Raw genomic sequence first — 16,190 nt, forward strand, 5'->3', positions numbered from 1 at the left:
GCGCCCCGCACTGCGGGGCGCGGCCTTCGCCGTTGTTCAACGCGGGAAGGTCACTTGACCTTGACGACGAGCGTGCCGGCCGCGCGGTCGTGCCAGCCCTGGAGCTTGCCCGAGTTGTCGAAGAAGGGGGAGAGGTAGACCAGCAGCTGGCCGATACCGCACAGGACGCTGCCGACCATCGGGATGATCCAGCGGATGAAGCCGCCGCCGATGCCGGGAGCCTGGCCCGTGCTCTCCTTGACGACCTTGAGGCCGAGCGCCATCTTGCCGAGGGTCGCGCCGACGAAGGCGATCATCAGCCATTCGTAGAGCAGCGTGACGAGGAAGAGGATGAAGATGGCGCCGAAGAAGGCGGCCATGATGCCGCCCGCCGCGTCGTTCACGCACGCCTCGTACGTCGGGGACAGCGGGTCGCCGCACTCCTCGATGCTCTTCTGCGCACCGAACATGCCGGCGAAGCCGATCGCGCTGAAGACGGCGTACAGGATGCCGATGGCCAGACCGTCGATCACGCGGGCGCCGAAGCGGCGGCCCATCGTGGCGACCGCGACGGTGCCGAGACCGGCGACGTTGATGTAGCCGTTGTTGGCCTGGAGCGTGCCCGCCTGCGGGGGCACGGCGCCGTACGGCTGGTCCTGCTGCGGGTAGCCGTAGCCGCCCTGCGGCGGGACGCCCTGCGGGGCCTGCTGCGGGTGGCCGTAGCCGGGCTGGCCCTGCGGGGGCTGCTGCTGCTGTCCGTACGGGTTGTTCGGGTCGCCGAAGCTCATCTTGCGGTGTTCCTCCGTGGAAGTGCGGGGACGCACGGCAACGCGCGTGGAGGAACTCTGCGACTTGCGGTCCGCCCCCCGGCACTGCCCGCGGCACTCTTTGCGAGCATCGTCGTCGGACCGGACAGGCGTTGTCCAGTTGGTTCCCACGCGCGGGGCTACTCGTTGTGCAAGTGCAATGAACCGATCAGCCCGTCGGACCCCTTGACTGGAACCGGGGCCACTCCATCCGGGAGGATGGGTCCATGACCGCCCAGATTCTCGATGGCAAGGCCACCGCCGCCGCGATCAAGTCCGAACTGACCGCCCGCGTGGCGGCCCTGAAGGCCCGGGGCATCACCCCCGGCCTCGGCACCGTACTGGTCGGTGACGACCCGGGCAGCCGCTGGTACGTCAACGGCAAGCACAAGGACTGCGCCGAGGTCGGCATCGCCTCCATCCAGCGCGAACTGCCCGCGACCGCCTCCCAGGAGGACATCGAGGAGGTCGTGCGGGAACTCAACGCCGATCCGCGGTGCACGGGTTACATCGTCCAACTGCCGCTGCCCAAGGGCATCGACACCAACCGGGTCCTGGAGATGATGGACCCGGCGAAGGACGCCGACGGCCTGCACCCCGCCTCGCTCGGCCGCCTGGTGCTGAACGAGCCGGGCCCGCTGCCCTGCACCCCGTACGGAATCGTCGAACTGCTGCGCCACCACGGCGTCGAGATCAACGGCGCGCACGTCGTCGTCCTCGGCCGCGGCATCACCGTCGGCCGCTCGATCGGCCTGCTGCTGACCCGCAAGTCCGAGAACGCCACCGTGACCCTGTGCCACACCGGTACGCGCGACCTGCCCGCGCTCCTGCGCCAGGCGGACATCGTGGTCGCCGCGGCGGGCGTGCCGCACCTGGTCAAGCCCGAGGACGTGAAGCCCGGCGCGGCCGTCCTCGACGTCGGCGTCAGCCGCGACGAGAGCGGGAAGATCGTCGGCGACGTGCACCCCGGTGTCGCCGAGGTGGCCGGCTGGATCTCCCCGAACCCGGGCGGAGTCGGCCCGATGACCCGGGCGCAGCTGCTCGTGAACGTCGTCGAGGCGGCGGAACGGACCACCGGTGAAGGCTGACCCCGACGCCGCCCCGGCGGACGTCCCGGCCGCCGGGGCCGCCCGCTCCCGCCGCTTCCCGTCCGTCACGCGGACCACCGCCCGCCCCGAGGGCAGCGGCCGCGCCATCACCGGCGCGGTCTCCGCGCCGGCCCGCCAGTGGCCGATGCTCGCCGTCCTCGCGGCGACGGCGGCCGGGCTGCTGGCCACGGCCGTGGGGCACCCGCGGATCGGCTGCCTGGCGATCGGGATCGCCCTGATCGCGGCCTCCGTACTGCGGCGGCTGCTCCCCTCGGTGGGCATGCTCGCGGTGCGCTCCCGTTTCACGGACATGGTCACGTACGGGCTGCTGGGCGTGGCCATCACCCTTCTCGCGCTCGTGATCGAGCCCAAGCCCCTACTGGACATCCCGTTCCTGGAGAGCGCCGTCCGCTTCACCGTCCGGTAGCGGGCAGCGTCGCGGGGAACCCGTACGCGGGGCGTCGGCCGCGTGCGTCAAGTCGACCGAAGAGCGGCGGACGGGGCGGATCCGCCTGGTGGAGTGAGCCAGGAGGGGCTCGCCATGCCCCCATTCGAGGGCCGATTCCGACTGTGGACCTTCGAACCCGGGGATCGCGTGTGCCGCGCACCACACAGGGCGGGGGGTCGGCCCCCGCCCGGGTCGGATAGCCTGACCGCGGATGTCTCTTCACGTCAAGATTCCACAGGACAGGGAAGCGGCGTCCTCCCAGCACTTGGGGCCCAGCCCATGGGGCAGGGACGCCCCACCGCCAGCTGTCTAACGGAGAAGGCCATGACCCGCACTCCCGTGAATGTCACCGTCACCGGCGCCGCCGGCCAGATCGGCTACGCCCTGCTCTTCCGCATCGCGTCCGGTCACCTCCTCGGCGCGGACGTGCCGGTGAAGCTCCGGCTTCTGGAGATCCCGCAGGGCATGAAGGCCGCTGAGGGCACCGCCATGGAGCTCGACGACTGCGCCTTCCCGCTGCTCAAGGGCATCGACATCTTCGACGACCCGAACCAGGGCTTCCAGGGCGCGAACGTCGCACTGCTCGTCGGCGCCCGCCCGCGCACCAAGGGCATGGAGCGCGGCGACCTGCTCTCCGCCAACGGCGGCATCTTCAAGCCGCAGGGCAAGGCCATCAACGACCACGCCGCGGACGACATCAAGGTCCTCGTCGTGGGCAACCCGGCCAACACCAACGCGCTCATCGCGCAGGCCGCGGCTCCGGACGTACCGGCCGAGCGCTTCACCGCGATGACCCGCCTGGACCACAACCGGGCGATCTCGCAGCTCGCCAAGAAGACCGGCGCCGACGTCACCGACATCAAGCGCCTGACCATCTGGGGCAACCACTCGGCCACCCAGTACCCGGACGTCTTCCACGCGGAGATCGCCGGCAAGAACGCCGCCGAGGTCGTGAACGACGAGCTGTGGCTCGCCGACACCTTCATCCCGACCGTCGCCAAGCGCGGTGCCGCGATCATCGAGGCCCGCGGCGCGTCCTCGGCCGCCTCGGCCGCCAACGCGGCCATCGACCACGTGCACACCTGGGTCAACGGCACCGCGGCGGGCGACTGGACCTCCATGGGCATCCCGTCGGACGGCTCCTACGGCGTCCCGGAGGGCATCATCTCCTCCTTCCCCGTCACCACCCGCGACGGCTCGTACGAGATCGTCCAGGGCCTGGACATCAACGAGTTCTCCCGCGCGCGCATCGACGCGTCCGTGCAGGAGCTCGTCGAGGAGCGCGACGCGGTCCGCGAGCTCGGCCTGATCTGACCGGCTGGGCGACACAGCTGAACCCGAAGGCCCCGGCGCACCGCGCCGGGGCCTTCGGGCTTTTCCGGCGGGCCCGTCCGGGGGAGGGCCGGCTCCGGGGTCAGCCCTTGCCGTACATGCCCGGCGTGTAGTGGCCGGGCACGCCGCGCGTGGTGACGCTGATGCGGTTCCAGACGTTGATCGTGGAGATGACGGCGATCAGCTGGGCCAGCTCGCGCTCCTCGAAGTGCCGCGCGGCCTTCGCGTAGACCTCGTCGGGCACGAAACCGTCCGTCAGGACCGTGACCGCCTCGGTCAGTTCGATCGCGGCGAGCTCCTTCTCCGTATAGAAGTGCCGCGACTCCTCCCAGGCGTTCAGCAGCACGATCCGCTCGACGCTCTCACCGGCCGCGACGGCGTCCTTGGTGTGCATGTCGATGCAGAAGGCGCAGTGGTTGATCTGCGAGGCGCGCAGCTTGACGAGCTCCACCAGCGTCGGGTCCAGACCCTTCCTGGCGGCGATCTCCAGGGCCAGGACGGCCTTGTAGACCTCGGGCGCAACCTTCGCCATGTTCATGCGGGGCGTGTGCTCCGGGGCGTAGGCGTCGGCCGCGGGGCGGGGGTGGGTGTGTCCTGCGTGTCCGGTCGTGGTCGTCATGTGCTCCACCCTAGGAGCCGGGCGGCCCATGGGTATGGTCCATATCCATGACGGAATCCTGGGCCACTTTCGGCGCGGACCTGCATCTGGAGCTGTCCGGCGGGCGCGGCCTGCGCGCCGGGCTCGCCGAGGCGCTGCGCGAGGCCGCGCGCAGCGGCCGGCTGGCGGCCGGGACGCGGCTGCCGTCCTCCCGCTCGCTCGCCCGCGACCTGGGCATCGCGCGCAACACGGTGGCCGAGGCCTACGCCGAACTCGTCGCCGAGGGCTGGCTGACGGCCCGGCAGGGCTCCGGCACCCGGGTCGCGGAGCGGGCCCGGCCGCGGCGTCCGGCGGCCGCCGCCCGCACACGGCGCCCCGCCGGCCGGGGGCCCTCGTACAGCCTGCTGCCCGGCTCGCCGGACGTGAGCGCCTTCCCGCGCGCGGCCTGGCTGTCCGCGACCCGCCGGGCCCTGGCCGGCGCGCCCGACGAGGCCTTCGGGTACGGGCGCGACGCCCGCGGCCGGATCGAGCTGCGGGAGGCACTGGCCGGGTACCTGGCCCGCGCGCGCGGGGTGTACGCCGACCCGGACCGCATCGTGGTCTGCGCGGGCTTCGCCCACGCCCTGATGTTGTCGGCTGCCGTGGTGCGGGCGCGCCGGACGCGGGAGATGGCGGTCGAGGGGTACTGCCTGGACATCCACCGCGACCTGCTGGCGCGGGCCGGGACGCGCACCCGGCCGCTGCGCGTGGACGGGGAGGGGGCCCGTACGGGGGACCTGGGCGCCGGGGTGGGCGCCGTGCTGCTGACCCCCGCGCACCAGTTCCCGACCGGCGCGGCCCTGACCCCGGCCCGCAGGGCGGCCGCGGTGGACTGGGCCGGGGCCACGGGCGGGCTGATCCTGGAGGACGACTACGACGGGGAGTTCCGCTACGACCGCCAGCCGGTGGGCGCCCTGCAGGGGCTGGACCCGGACCGCGTGCTGTACCTCGGCACCGCCAGCAAGTCCCTGGCGCCCGGGCTGCGCCTGGGCTGGATGGTGGTGCCGCCCGGGCTGGTGGACGAGGTGCTGGCCGTCAAGGGCGCCACCGACTGGACCTCCAGCGCGCTGGAGCAGCTGACACTGGCCGAGTTCATCACCTCCGGCGCGTACGACCGGCACGTGCGCGGGATGCGGCTGCGCTACCGGCGGCGCCGGGACGAGCTGCTCGCCGCGCTGGCCGGCCGGGTGGCGGTGTCAGGCATCGCGGCGGGCCTGCACGCGGTGCTCGACCTGCCGGCGGGCACGGAGCGCTCGGTGGTCCAGTCGGCGGCCTGGCAGGACCTCGCCGTGGAGGGGCTCTCCCGTTTCCGCCACCCGGAGGCGGACCTGCCGCCGCGGGACGCGCTGGTGGTGGGGTACGGCACGCCGTCGGACAGCGCGTGGGGGCCGACGCTGGCGGCGCTGTCAGCCGCCCTGCCGTGACCGGGCGGGCGGCGGGGTGTCACCCCCCGGCCGGGCCGGGCGGGGCGGCGGGGGCGGCGGGGGCGGCCGCGGCGGGCGGGGGTTCGCCGAAGCGGGAAAGCGCGAGGGCGCCGGCGACCGCGACGGCGAAGCCCAGGACGGCGAGCCAGCCCAGGCCCTCGCGGGTGCGGTCGCCGAGCCAGACCACGCCCACCACCGCCGGGCCGACCGTCTCGCCGAGCACCATCCCGGCCGTCGCCGCCGTCACCGAGCCGCGCTGGAGCGCCGAGGTGAGGAGCAGGAAGCCCGCACCGCCGCCGAGCAGCAGCGCGTACAGCGCCGGATCGCGCAGCTCGTCCACGGAGAAGCCGTCGACGAGGCGCACCGCGACCTCCACCACGCCGAAGCCCGTCCCGGCCGCCAGGCCCAGCACCAGCGCGCGCGGACCGTCCGGGAGCCGGCCCGCCGCGGCGCCGACCAGCAGGACCAGCACCGCCACCGCCAGCAGGCCCAGCTCCAGCGCGAGCGATCCGGTGCCCGCGCCCTCCTCTCCGGCGGCGAGCCCCAGCATCAGCAGGCCCGCGCAGACCACCGCCACGGCGCCCCACTCCGTACGGGACAGCCGGACCCGCAGCAGCCGCGCCGCGACCACCGCCGTGACCGCGAGGCTGGCGGCCAGCGCCGCGCCCACGGCGTAGATCGGGATGTGGCGCAGCGCGACGACCTGGAGGACGAACCCGGCCCCGTCCAGGGCCAGACCGGCCAGGTACCGCCACTGGCGCAGGGCCCGCAGGAAGAGCGCCGGGTCCACACCGGACCCCGTACCGGGCTCCGCCGCGCGGGCCGCCACCGCCTGCAGTACGGAGGCCGTACCGAAACAGACCGCCGCACCGAGCGCACAAACCATCCCAATGAGCACGAAGCGACTCTAGGTCACGGATCTCACGGCGGCCGGATTCCATCGGCCAGGGGCGCCGCTCTAGTCTGTCCGGAGCACGCCACTAGGGGGAGCAGCAGACATGGACAGCAGCAGCACCAATCAGCGTCGGATGCGTTCGGGAGCCGTCGCGCTCGGCGGAGTGGGACTGCTCGCGGCCACACTCGTGGCCTGCGGCAGCAACGACGAGCCGGACAAGCGCTGCGCGTCGCGCACCACGCTGGAGAAGCTCAACAACAAGGAGTGCAAGAGCGGCGGCCGCGGCTCGCACTACTACGGCGGCACCGTCGTGGCGGGCAAGGTCAGCGGCGGCAGCTTCGACAAGTCGGCCGTCACCCGCGGCGGCCTCGGCAAGAGCAGCTCCGGCTCCAGCGGCGGCTGAGGCACCCGGTAGCCCGACGACCGGTCGCCCCGGCACCCCCAGAACCCGAGGGAACTGCACACCGATGAAGCGGCACACCATCGAGCCCCGCCCCGACTGGCAGAAGACCGTCGAGGAACAGGGGCTGATCTACCCCCTCACCCGCTACCCCGACGACACGCTGCGCCCCTACTGGGACGAGAGCGCGTACTACTCCTTCACGCTCCCCGAGGTCGAGGCCCTGGAGAACGTGGTCGAGGAGCTGCACGCCATGTGCCTGGCCGCGGCCGCGCACATCGTCGAGCGGGACCGTTTCGCCGACCTCGGCATCACCGACCCCGCGCTGGCGTCCCGGATCGCCGAGTCCTGGCGGCGGCGCGCCGAACAGCCCTCCCTCTACGGGCGGTTCGACCTGCGCTACGACGGGGGCGGGGGCCCGGCGAAGATGCTGGAGTACAACGCGGACACCCCGACCTCCCTGGTGGAGGCGGCGAGTCCGCAGTGGTTCTGGATGGAGGAGCGGTTCCCCGGCGCCGACCAGTGGAACTCCCTCCACGAGCGGCTCGTGGACGCCTGGCGCCGGCAGGCCGAACTGCTGCCGCCCGGCCCGGTGCACTTCGCGCACTCCGAGAGCGACGAGCTGGGGGAGGACCTGATGACGGTCGCCTACCTCCAGGAGACCGCCGAGCAGGCCGGCCTGGACACGCAGGCCCTGTCCGTCGAGCAGATCGGCTGGGACAGCCTGTCCGGCCGGTTCGTCGACGAGAAGCTCCGCTTCATCCGCAGCTGCTTCAAGCTGTACCCGTGGGAGTGGATGGCCACGGACCAGTTCGGCCCGCAGGTCCTCGACACGTACGACCACGGCGGCGGTTCCGGCACCACCTGCTGGATCGAGCCGTTGTGGAAGATGCTGCTGTCCAACAAGGCGCTGCTGGCGATCCTGTGGGAGCTCTTCCCGGAGCACCCCAACCTGCTGCCCGCCTACCTCGACGGCCCGCGCGAGCTGGCCGAACCGGGGTCCTCGGGCTACGTGGCCAAGCCGCTGCTCGGCCGCGAGGGCGCCGGCGTGACCCTCCACGGCGCGGACGGCGCGGACCCGTTCGTCCCCCAGGAGGGGGAGCGGTACTGCTTCCAGGGCCTCGCCCCGCTGCCCGACTTCGACGGCAACCGCGTGGTGCTCGGCGCGTGGGTCGTCGAGGACGAGGCGGCGGGGCTCGGCATCCGCGAGTCGGCGGGGCCGGTCACGGACGAGTACGCCCGCTTCCTGCCCCACGTCATCCTGTAGCGGCCGCCGCCGCTACGCCAGGACGGACCGGAGCTGCTCCAGCCCCCAGTCCAGGTCCTCCTTGGTGATCACCAGCGGCGGGGCCAGCCGGATCGTCGACCCGTGGGTGTCCTTCGCCAGGACGCCCAGCTCCATCAGCTTCTCGGAGATCTCCCGGCCCGTCCCGCGGGCCGGGTCGATGTCCACCCCCGCCCACAGGCCGCGCCCGCGTACAGCGGTCACGGCGCCCCCGCCGACCAGGAGGCCCAGCTCCCGGTGCAGGTGGTCGCCCAGTTCGGCGGCCCGCTGCTGGTACTCCCCGGTCCGCAGCATCGCCACGACCTCCAGGGCGACGGCGCAGGCGAGCGGGTTCCCGCCGAAGGTGGAGCCGTGCTCGCCGGGGCGGAACACCCCGAGCACGTCCCGGTCCGCGACGACGGCCGAGACCGGGACCACGCCGCCGCCGAGGGCCTTGCCCAGGATGTACACGTCCGGGACGACGTCCTCGTGCTCGCAGGCGAAGGTCCGGCCGGTGCGGCCGAGCCCCGACTGGATCTCGTCCGCCATGAACAGGACGTTCCGCTCGCGCGTCAGCTCCCGTACGCCGCTCAGGTAGCCGGGCGGCGGCACGAGCACCCCCGCCTCGCCCTGGATCGGCTCCAGGAGCACGGCGACGGTGTTCTCGGTGACCGCGCGGGCGAGCGCGGTGAGGTCCCCGTACGGCACGATCTCGAAGCCCGGCGTGTAGGGCCCGAAGTGGTCGCGCGCGTCGTGGTCCGTGGAGAAGGAGACGATCGTGGTGGTCCGCCCGTGGAAGTTGTCGGCGGCGACCACGATCTTGGCGTGTCCGTCCGGGACGCCCTTGACCTGGTAGCCCCACTTGCGGGCCGTCTTGACCGCCGTCTCCACGGCCTCGGCCCCCGTGTTCATGGGCAGCACCATGTCCTTGCCGCAGAGCGCGGCGAGTTCGGAGCAGAAGTCGGCGAACCGGTCGTGGTGGAAGGCCCGCGACGTCAGCGTCACCCGCTCCAGCTGGGCCCGCGCGGCGTCGATCAGGCGCCGGTTGCCGTGCCCGAAGTTGAGCGCGGAGTACCCGGCGAGCATGTCGAGATACCTGCGGCCCTCCACGTCGGTCATCCACGCGCCCTCCGCGGAGGCGATGACCACGGGCAGCGGGTGGTAGGTGTGCGCACTGTGCGCCTCGGTGGAACGGATGGCATCAGCAGGTGTCGACACGGGGTCTCCGATCGTCGGTTGTGCCGGGTGAGCCGGTGACGAGAGTGGCGTCACCTTCTTATCGTCGCTCGTACACCGGACGGAGAAACCTCTCTTCGACGCGCCCGCTAAGGTGGGCGGTACGCACGGCGACTGGCGTACGGGGAACCAACTCCGGGGGAGTCGTGCGCGCTCGACCGCACACAGGGCCGCTCGCCTGGGCCTCGCGGGGTACCGATCACATCGACCCCGGAGGAGCCCGCATGTCCGCGAGCCGCCATCCCGCCCTGTCCGCGACCGACCCCGAACTGGCGTCCTTCGTCGCCGCGGAGGAAGTCCTGCAGGCGCAGACGCTCCGCCTGATCCCCAGCGAGAACTACGTCTCCGCGGCCGTACTCGAAGCCTCGGGCACCGTGCTGCAGAACAAGTACAGCGAGGGCTACCCCGGCCGCCGCTACTACGAGGGCCAGCAGAACATCGACCGCGTCGAGGCCCTCGCAGTGGAGCGGGCGAAGGGCCTGTTCGGCGTGGACCACGCCAACGTCCAGCCCTACTCCGGCTCCCCGGCCAACCTGGCGGTGTACCTGGCCTTCGCGAAGCCGGGCGACACGGTGATGGGCATGGCCCTCCCGATGGGCGGGCACCTCACCCACGGCTGGGGCGTCTCGGCGACGGGCTCCTGGTTCCGCGGCGTCCAGTACGGCGTCCGGGCCGACACCGGGCTCATCGACTACGACGCGGTGCGAGAGCTGGCCCTCGCCGAGCGCCCGAAGCTCATCTTCTGCGGCGGCACCGCCCTGCCGAGGACCATCGACTTCGCGGCCTTCGCGTCCATCGCGAAGGAGGCGGGCTCGATCCTGGTCGCGGACGTGGCCCACATCGCGGGCCTGATCGCGGGCGGCGCGCACCCGTCCCCGGCCGACCACGCGGACGTCGTCTCCACGACCACCCACAAGACGCTGCGCGGTCCGCGCGGCGCGATGCTGATGTGCCGCGAGGAGCACGCGAAGGCCATCGACCGGGCGGTCTTCCCCGGCCTCCAGGGCGGCCCGCACAACCAGACCACCGCCGGCATCGCGGTGGCCCTGCACGAGGCGGCGCAGCCGGCGTTCACCGCCTACGCGCACGCCGTCGTCGCCAACGCGAAGGCGCTGGCGGCGGCGCTGCTGGAGCGGGGCTTCGACCTCGTCTCGGGCGGTACCGACAACCACCTGATCCTGCTCGACCTCACGGGCAAGGACGTGCCGGGGAAGATCGCGGCGAAGGCGTTGGACCGGGCCGGGATCGTGGTGAACTACAACACGGTCCCGTTCGACCCGCGCAAGCCGTTCGATCCCTCGGGCGTGCGCATCGGGACGCCGTCGCTGACGTCGCGGGGCCTGTCCGCCGCGCACATGCCGCAGGTCGCCGAGTGGATCTCGCGCTCGGTCGACGCCGCCGCCAAGGGGGACGAGCCGGCCCTGGCCGCGGTCCGCGCGGAGGTCACCTCCCTGATGGCCGCCTTCCCGGCCCCGGGCCTCCCCCTGTCCTGACCCCCCGCGGTCCCAGGGGCCCCGGCGGCGGCCCGGTCCCGGCCCCCGGAGACACCCGCCGGACCGCATGTCCGCCGCCGGGGAAAGCGGTCGCTCGGTCGAGGCGGGATCCGGACGCCCCGCTACTGCCCGGTACGTGGGCGGGGCCCGGACGCGGGTGGGGCGGGGGGATGTGATCCCCGCCTCACCCGGCGCCGCGACCCGGGGGGTTCCGGCCAGCGCGGGCCCGAGTCAGCCGCCGCACCTGAGAGAATGGGGCCATGGCTTCTGATCGTCCTCGCGCGCTCTCCGGCATCCAGCCCACCTCCGGTTCGTTCCACCTCGGGAACTACCTCGGAGCCATCCGCCAGTACGTCGCCCTCCAGGAGACGCACGACGCGTTCTACATGGTCGTCGACCTGCACGCGATCACCATGCCCCAGGATCCGAAGGACCTCCGCGCGAACACCCGGCTCTCCGCCGCGCAGCTGCTCGCCGCGGGCCTGGACCCCGACCGCTGCACGCTCTTCGTCCAGAGCCACGTGCCCGAGCACGCGCAGCTCGGCTGGGTCATGAACTGCATCACCGGTTTCGGCGAGGCCGGCCGGATGACCCAGTTCAAGGACAAGTCCGCCAAGCAGGGCGCCGGCAACGCCACCGTCGGCCTGTTCACGTACCCGATCCTCCAGGTCGCCGACATCCTGCTCTACCAGGCGAACGCCGTGCCCGTCGGCGAGGACCAGCGCCAGCACATCGAGCTGACCCGCGACCTGGCCGAGCGCTTCAACCAGCGCTTCGGCCCCACGTTCACGCTCCCCGCCGCGCACATCGTCAAGGAGGTCGCGAAGATCTACGACCTCCAGGACCCGGCGGTCAAGATGTCGAAGTCGGCGGCGTCCCCCAAGGGCCTGATCAACCTCCTCGACGAGCCCAGGGCCACCGCCAAGAAGATCAAGAGCGCGGTCACCGACACCGGGGCCGAGATCCGTTTCGACGCGGAGAAGAAGCCCGGCGTCAGCAACCTGCTCACGATCTACTCCACCCTCACGGGCGAGACGGTCGCTGCCCTGGAGGAGAAGTACGAGGGCAAGGGCTACGGCGCGCTGAAGACCGACCTCGCCGACGTGATGGTCGACTTCGTCACACCCTTCCAGCAGCGCACCCAGGAATACCTGGACGACCCGGAGACGCTGGACTCCATCCTGGCCAAGGGCGCGGAGAAGGCCCGCGCGGTCGCCGCCGAGACCCTCGCGCAGACGTACGACCGGCTCGGTTTCCTGCCCGCCAAGCACTGACGGGCGCGGGCGGGGGCCGACGGCCCTGGCGGACCGGGGGCACTGCCGCCACACTGGGGCGGCAGTGTTCCAAGCAGACAAGCGGAGGAGAGATACGTGGGGACCGTAACGCTCGGCGTTTCGATCGCGGTCCCGGAGCCGTACGGCAGCCAGCTCCAGCAGCTGCGCGCCGGCTTCGGGGACGCCGCCGCGCACGGCATCCCCACGCACGTCACCCTCGTACCGCCCACCGAGGTCGAGGCGGAGCGGCTGCCGCTGATCCGGGCCCACCTCGCGCAGGTCGCGGCGTCCTTCCGGGCCTTCGGGATGAGGCTGGCCGGGACGGGCACCTTCCGCCCCCTCTCGCCGGTGGTCTTCGTCCAGGTGGTCGAGGGCGCCGCCGGGTGCACCCGCCTCCAGGGCGAGGTGCGCGACCCCCAGGGCCCCCTCGACCGCAAGCTGGCCTTCCCCTACCACCCCCACGTCACGGTCGCCCACGGGATCTCCGAGGAGGCGATGGACCTGGCCTTCGCGACCCTCTCCGAGTACGCCGCGGAGTGGCTCTGCGAGGGCTTCGCGCTCTACGAGCAGGGCTCGGACGGGGTCTGGCGCAAGCTGCGCGAGTACCCCTTCGGGAGCGGCCCGAGCGGGGTCCCCGCGCAGCCCGGCTCGCCGGCGGACGAGGCGGCGGGGGCGGCCGGGCGGCCGGGCGCGCGCCCCTCCTGACGGAGCGGCCGCAGGGTCTGCCGGGCGCGGTACCTGAGCCCTCGCAGGACGAGGGTGTGGAACGGACGAGCCGTGGGGCGAAAAGTCACAATCGACGACCGTAGTCCCCGAATGCGACAATCCTGGCTATTTCCGGCACCTCATTTACGGTGACTCCATGGACTGGCTGACGAAACTCCCGGTGATCGGGCCGCTGGCGGCCCGTCTCATGCGCACCCACGGATGGCGTTCGTACGAGCGCCTCGACCGCGTGCACTGGACCCGGCTCGCCGCCGCGATCACCTTCATCAGCTTCCTCGCGCTCTTCCCGCTGATCACGGTGGCCGCCGCAGTGGGAGCCGCGCTGCTCAGCCAGGAGCAGCTGGACACGCTGCAGAAGAGCCTCGCCGAGCAGGTCCCGGGCATCTCCGACCAGCTGGACCTCGACGCGCTCGTGGCCAACGCGGGCACCGTCGGCCTCGTCGCCGGCGCCGTCCTGCTGTTCACCGGCATCGGATGGATCGGCTCGATGCGGGACTGCCTGCGCGCGGTGTGGGACAAGGATGACGAGGACGAGGGCAACCCGTTCGCGCGCAAGGGCAAGGACACCCTCGTGCTCCTCGGCCTCGGCGGTGTGGGCCTGGCCTCCGCCGCCGCGTCGGTCTTCGGCGCCAGCGCTGTCGGCAAGTCGGCCGCGTGGCTGGGCATCCCCAGGGACGGCGCGGGCGGCGCGCTGCTGCGCGGCGGCGCCTTCCTCGTGGGCGTGCTCGCGGCCTTCCTGCTGCTGCTGTACGTCCTGACCCTGCTGCCCGGCGTGGAGCCGCCCCGCGGCCGCCTGATCCAGGCGGCCCTGATCGGCGCGGTGGGCTTCGAGCTGCTGAAACTGCTGCTCAGCGGCTATATCCGGGAGGTCGCCGCGAAGAGCATGTACGGAGCGTTCGGCGTGCCGATCGCCCTGCTGCTGTGGATCAACTTCACGGCGAAGCTGCTGCTCTTCGTCGCGGCCTGGACCGCCACCCGCGACGACGCGGACGGGGACGGGGACGGCGTGCCGGACCCGGAGCCGGCGGCGGCCCGGCCGTAGCGCGCCCCGCCGAGGCCCGGGTCAGGGCCTCCCGGCACCCCGGCGGCCCCGGGGCCAGCGGCGGTTGACCACGAAGGCGCCGCCCGCCATCGCGGCCAGCGCGCCGCCGGCGACGCCCAGCGCCGTACCGAGGCCGCCGGCCGCGCCGGGGCCGCCCGCCGACGGGTTGTTCTCGTGCGACTGGGCGGGGGAGCCGTGGGAGGTGGTGTCCGCGCTCTTCGGCGGCACCAGCTCACCCACCGGCTTCACCTTCCCGACCGCGGCGAAACCCCAGTCGAAGAGGGCGGCGGTCTCCTGGTAGACGGAGTTGGCGCCGCCCGCGCCCGGGTTCATCACGGTGACCAGCAGCGTCCGGTCGCCCTTCTGGGCGGCGCCGGTGAAGGTGGAGCCGGCCATGGTGGTGTTGCCGTTCTTCACGCCGGCGATGCCCTTGTACGGGGAGAGGCCTCCGGCTCCCGTCATCAGCCGGTTGGTGTTCTGGATCTCGAAGGCGTCGCGCGGCTTCCCGGCCTCCTGCCGGCCCGGGAAGCGCGCCTCGACCGTGCCGCAGTACTCGCGGAAGTCCTGCTTCTGCAGCCCGGAGCGGGCGATGAGGGTGAGGTCGTACGCGCTCGACATCTGCTCCGGGGCGTCGTAGCCGTCCGGGGAGACGACGTGGGTGTCCAGTGCTTGGAGTTCCTCGGCATGCGCCTGCATGTCCTTGACGGTCTTCTCGATGCCGCCGTTCATCGCCGACAGGACGTGCACGGCGTCGTTGCCCGAGCGCAGGAAGACCCCCAGCCACAGGTCGTGGACGGTGTACTCGTGGTCCTCCTTGACCCCGACCAGGCTGCTGCCCGGGCCGACGCCCTCCATGTCCTGGTAGCTGACCTTGTGGACGCGGTCCTTGGGGAGGCTGGGCAGCACGGTGTCCGCGAACAGCATCTTCATCGTGGACGCCGGGGGCAGCCGCCAGTGGGAGTTGTGCGCCGCCAGGACCTCGCCGGTCTCGGCGTCCGCCACGATCCACGACCGGCCGGTCAGGGTCGAGGGCAGGGCGGGGGCCCCGGGCAGCAGGTCGACCTGGGTGCCCGGCCGGCCGAGCAGCGAGCCGCCGACCGTGGACATCGAGGCGGGGGGCGCGGCCACGGCCGCGGCCGTGGCCCTGGGGGCCTTCACGGGCCCGCCCTTGCCGTCGGCGGGCGGGACCGGCGGGGCCGGCGCGGCCTGCGCGGGGGCCGCCAGCATCCCGGGGACCAGCAGTGCGGCGGACAGGACCGTCAGCGCGGTCTTCTTTACGGACACGCAGGTGAAAGTACATCCCGATGAGCTGTCCGGCCTCGCGGAAGGGCCATTTCGGCGCAACCACCGCCGGGACAGCCCACCCCGGCGCGTCCGTCCCGGCGACGAATCCGATACTGAGGGCATGAGACTCAGCCGCACCGCCTCGTGGTTCCTGCTCGCCTTCGGGGTGTGGAGCTGGTTCATCTGGGTGTCTTTCGTCCGGAACCTGTGGAAGAACGGCAGTGGCCTGGCGTTTGACGCGGCGGGCGAGCCCACTTCCTACTTCTGGGTGCACCTGGCGCTCGCGGTGACGTCCTTTGTCCTGGGGACGGCCGTGGGTGTGATCGGGTTGCGCGGGGTGCGGGCGCTGCGGCGCGCGTCACGTGCCGGGACGGACACGGACACGGGAACGGGGGCATCGGCATGAGGGTCGTGCTCTTCGTGCTGGTCGCGGCGGCGGTGATCGCCCTGCTCGTACTGGTCCACCGCTGGCTCTGGGTCCGCCTGGTCCGCGACACCACCGCCCCCGGGGGGCTGCCCCGCCGCATCGGTACGGCCTCGGCCATCGTGCTGCCCCTCCTCTCTGCGGCCGCCCTGACCTCGGGCCGCGCCGGCGCGCCGTTCGGGCTCCAGCAGGCGGTGTCCTGGCCCGGGTTCCTGTGGCTCGCGGTGCTCCTGTACCTGACCCTGACCATGCTGGTCGCGGAGCCGATCCGCGCGCTGTTGCTCCGCCGTCTGGCCCACCGGGCGCACGGAGCGGTGAACGGGGCCGCCGCGGCCGCGCGACCGGTCCCGGAGACCGTTCCCGGGGGCGCGCCGGCGCAGGACGCGCCCGTGGCCCCGGGCGCGGCGGCGGCCCCCGCCGCGGCCGCCGGGGCGCCGG

The 16,190-nt window shown here is 72.9% G+C and carries 16 protein-coding genes and 1 pseudogene; 12 read left to right on the plus strand and 5 right to left on the minus strand.

Features of this window, described 5'->3' with window-relative positions; translation table 11 throughout:
* Window positions 1–50: 50 nt before the first annotated feature.
* Window positions 51–767 (minus strand): RDD family protein, encoded by a 717-nt coding sequence (locus ACFWUQ_RS28280; RefSeq protein WP_384543652.1) that lies wholly within the window; start codon window positions 765–767, stop codon window positions 51–53.
* 245 nt (window positions 768–1,012) lie between these two features.
* Between ACFWUQ_RS28280 and ACFWUQ_RS28285 the strand changes: the two genes are divergently transcribed.
* The 3 genes from ACFWUQ_RS28285 (at window position 1,013) to ACFWUQ_RS28295 (ending at window position 3,635) form a co-directional block, all read left to right on the plus strand.
* Window positions 1,013–1,873, plus strand: coding sequence for a bifunctional methylenetetrahydrofolate dehydrogenase/methenyltetrahydrofolate cyclohydrolase (locus ACFWUQ_RS28285; RefSeq protein WP_384543654.1), 861 nt, complete (start codon window positions 1,013–1,015; stop codon window positions 1,871–1,873).
* Window positions 1,863–2,300, plus strand: coding sequence for a DUF3017 domain-containing protein (locus tag ACFWUQ_RS28290; protein ID WP_384543656.1), 438 nt, complete (start codon window positions 1,863–1,865; stop codon window positions 2,298–2,300). Before ACFWUQ_RS28285 ends, ACFWUQ_RS28290 begins: the two co-directional genes overlap by 11 nt.
* 345 nt (window positions 2,301–2,645) lie before the next feature.
* Window positions 2,646–3,635 (plus strand): malate dehydrogenase, encoded by a 990-nt coding sequence (locus ACFWUQ_RS28295; RefSeq protein ID WP_384543658.1) that lies wholly within the window; start codon window positions 2,646–2,648, stop codon window positions 3,633–3,635.
* Window positions 3,636–3,735: 100 nt separating this feature from the next.
* Here ACFWUQ_RS28295 and ACFWUQ_RS28300 read toward each other — a convergent pair whose 3' ends face one another.
* On the minus strand, window positions 3,736–4,272 hold the full coding sequence (locus ACFWUQ_RS28300) for a carboxymuconolactone decarboxylase family protein (protein ID WP_384543660.1): 537 nt from the start codon (window positions 4,270–4,272) through the stop codon (window positions 3,736–3,738).
* A gap of 47 nt (window positions 4,273–4,319) precedes the next feature.
* Here ACFWUQ_RS28300 and ACFWUQ_RS28305 point away from each other — a divergent pair, with 47 nt between their 5' ends.
* On the plus strand, window positions 4,320–5,714 hold the full coding sequence (locus ACFWUQ_RS28305) for a PLP-dependent aminotransferase family protein (RefSeq protein WP_384543662.1): 1,395 nt from the start codon (window positions 4,320–4,322) through the stop codon (window positions 5,712–5,714).
* 19 nt (window positions 5,715–5,733) lie between these two features.
* On the opposite strand, the gene ACFWUQ_RS28310 is transcribed toward ACFWUQ_RS28305, so the two are convergent.
* Window positions 5,734–6,600 carry a DMT family transporter gene (locus ACFWUQ_RS28310; RefSeq protein ID WP_384543681.1) on the minus strand — a complete coding sequence of 289 codons (867 nt, stop codon included), beginning with the start codon at window positions 6,598–6,600 and terminating at the stop codon, window positions 5,734–5,736.
* Between the two features lie 112 nt (window positions 6,601–6,712).
* Between ACFWUQ_RS28310 and ACFWUQ_RS28315 the strand changes: the two genes are divergently transcribed.
* Window positions 6,713–7,012, plus strand: a complete 300-nt coding sequence (locus tag ACFWUQ_RS28315; protein WP_384543664.1) for a hypothetical protein — start codon at window positions 6,713–6,715, stop codon at window positions 7,010–7,012.
* Window positions 7,013–7,076: 64 nt separating this feature from the next.
* A complete protein-coding gene (locus tag ACFWUQ_RS28320; RefSeq protein WP_384543665.1) occupies window positions 7,077–8,276 on the plus strand; it encodes a glutathionylspermidine synthase family protein in 1,200 nt (399 codons plus the stop codon).
* Window positions 8,277–8,288: 12 nt separating this feature from the next.
* Here the strand turns inward: ACFWUQ_RS28320 and rocD are convergent, their stop codons facing one another.
* On the minus strand, window positions 8,289–9,491 hold the full coding sequence (rocD, locus tag ACFWUQ_RS28325; protein ID WP_384543667.1) for an ornithine--oxo-acid transaminase: 1,203 nt from the start codon (window positions 9,489–9,491) through the stop codon (window positions 8,289–8,291).
* Between the two features lie 242 nt (window positions 9,492–9,733).
* Between rocD and glyA the strand changes: the two genes are divergently transcribed.
* The 4 genes from glyA (at window position 9,734) to ACFWUQ_RS28345 (ending at window position 14,044) form a co-directional block, all read left to right on the plus strand.
* Entirely contained in the window at window positions 9,734–11,002 is a 1,269-nt protein-coding gene (gene glyA / locus ACFWUQ_RS28330) for a serine hydroxymethyltransferase (protein WP_384543669.1), read from the plus strand.
* 260 nt (window positions 11,003–11,262) lie between these two features.
* Entirely contained in the window at window positions 11,263–12,276 is a 1,014-nt protein-coding gene (gene trpS, locus ACFWUQ_RS28335; protein WP_384543671.1) for a tryptophan--tRNA ligase, read from the plus strand.
* 96 nt (window positions 12,277–12,372) lie between these two features.
* Complete coding sequence (locus ACFWUQ_RS28340) at window positions 12,373–12,981, plus strand: 2'-5' RNA ligase family protein (protein ID WP_384543673.1); 609 nt, start codon at window positions 12,373–12,375, stop codon at window positions 12,979–12,981.
* A 157-nt stretch (window positions 12,982–13,138) separates the two neighbouring features.
* The gene (locus ACFWUQ_RS28345) at window positions 13,139–14,044 is read left to right on the plus strand and encodes a YihY/virulence factor BrkB family protein (RefSeq protein ID WP_384543675.1); all 906 of its coding nucleotides are present in this window, start codon (window positions 13,139–13,141) and stop codon (window positions 14,042–14,044) included.
* A gap of 21 nt (window positions 14,045–14,065) precedes the next feature.
* On the opposite strand, the gene ACFWUQ_RS28350 is transcribed toward ACFWUQ_RS28345, so the two are convergent.
* On the minus strand, window positions 14,066–15,328 hold the full coding sequence (locus ACFWUQ_RS28350) for a D-alanyl-D-alanine carboxypeptidase family protein (protein ID WP_384543677.1): 1,263 nt from the start codon (window positions 15,326–15,328) through the stop codon (window positions 14,066–14,068).
* A gap of 121 nt (window positions 15,329–15,449) precedes the next feature.
* Here ACFWUQ_RS28350 and ACFWUQ_RS28355 point away from each other — a divergent pair, with 121 nt between their 5' ends.
* Window positions 15,450–15,734: an SCO4848 family membrane protein gene (locus ACFWUQ_RS28355; protein WP_384543679.1), complete on the plus strand. Its 285-nt coding sequence runs from the start codon at window positions 15,450–15,452 to the stop codon at window positions 15,732–15,734.
* Window positions 15,731–16,190, plus strand: a pseudogene (locus tag ACFWUQ_RS28360) (metallophosphoesterase); the annotation flags it as partial. The gene ACFWUQ_RS28355 and the pseudogene ACFWUQ_RS28360, both read left to right, overlap by 4 nt.

Source organism: Streptomyces sp. NPDC058662, assembly GCF_042716255.1.
Classification (GTDB): Bacteria; Actinomycetota; Actinomycetes; order Streptomycetales; family Streptomycetaceae; genus Streptomyces.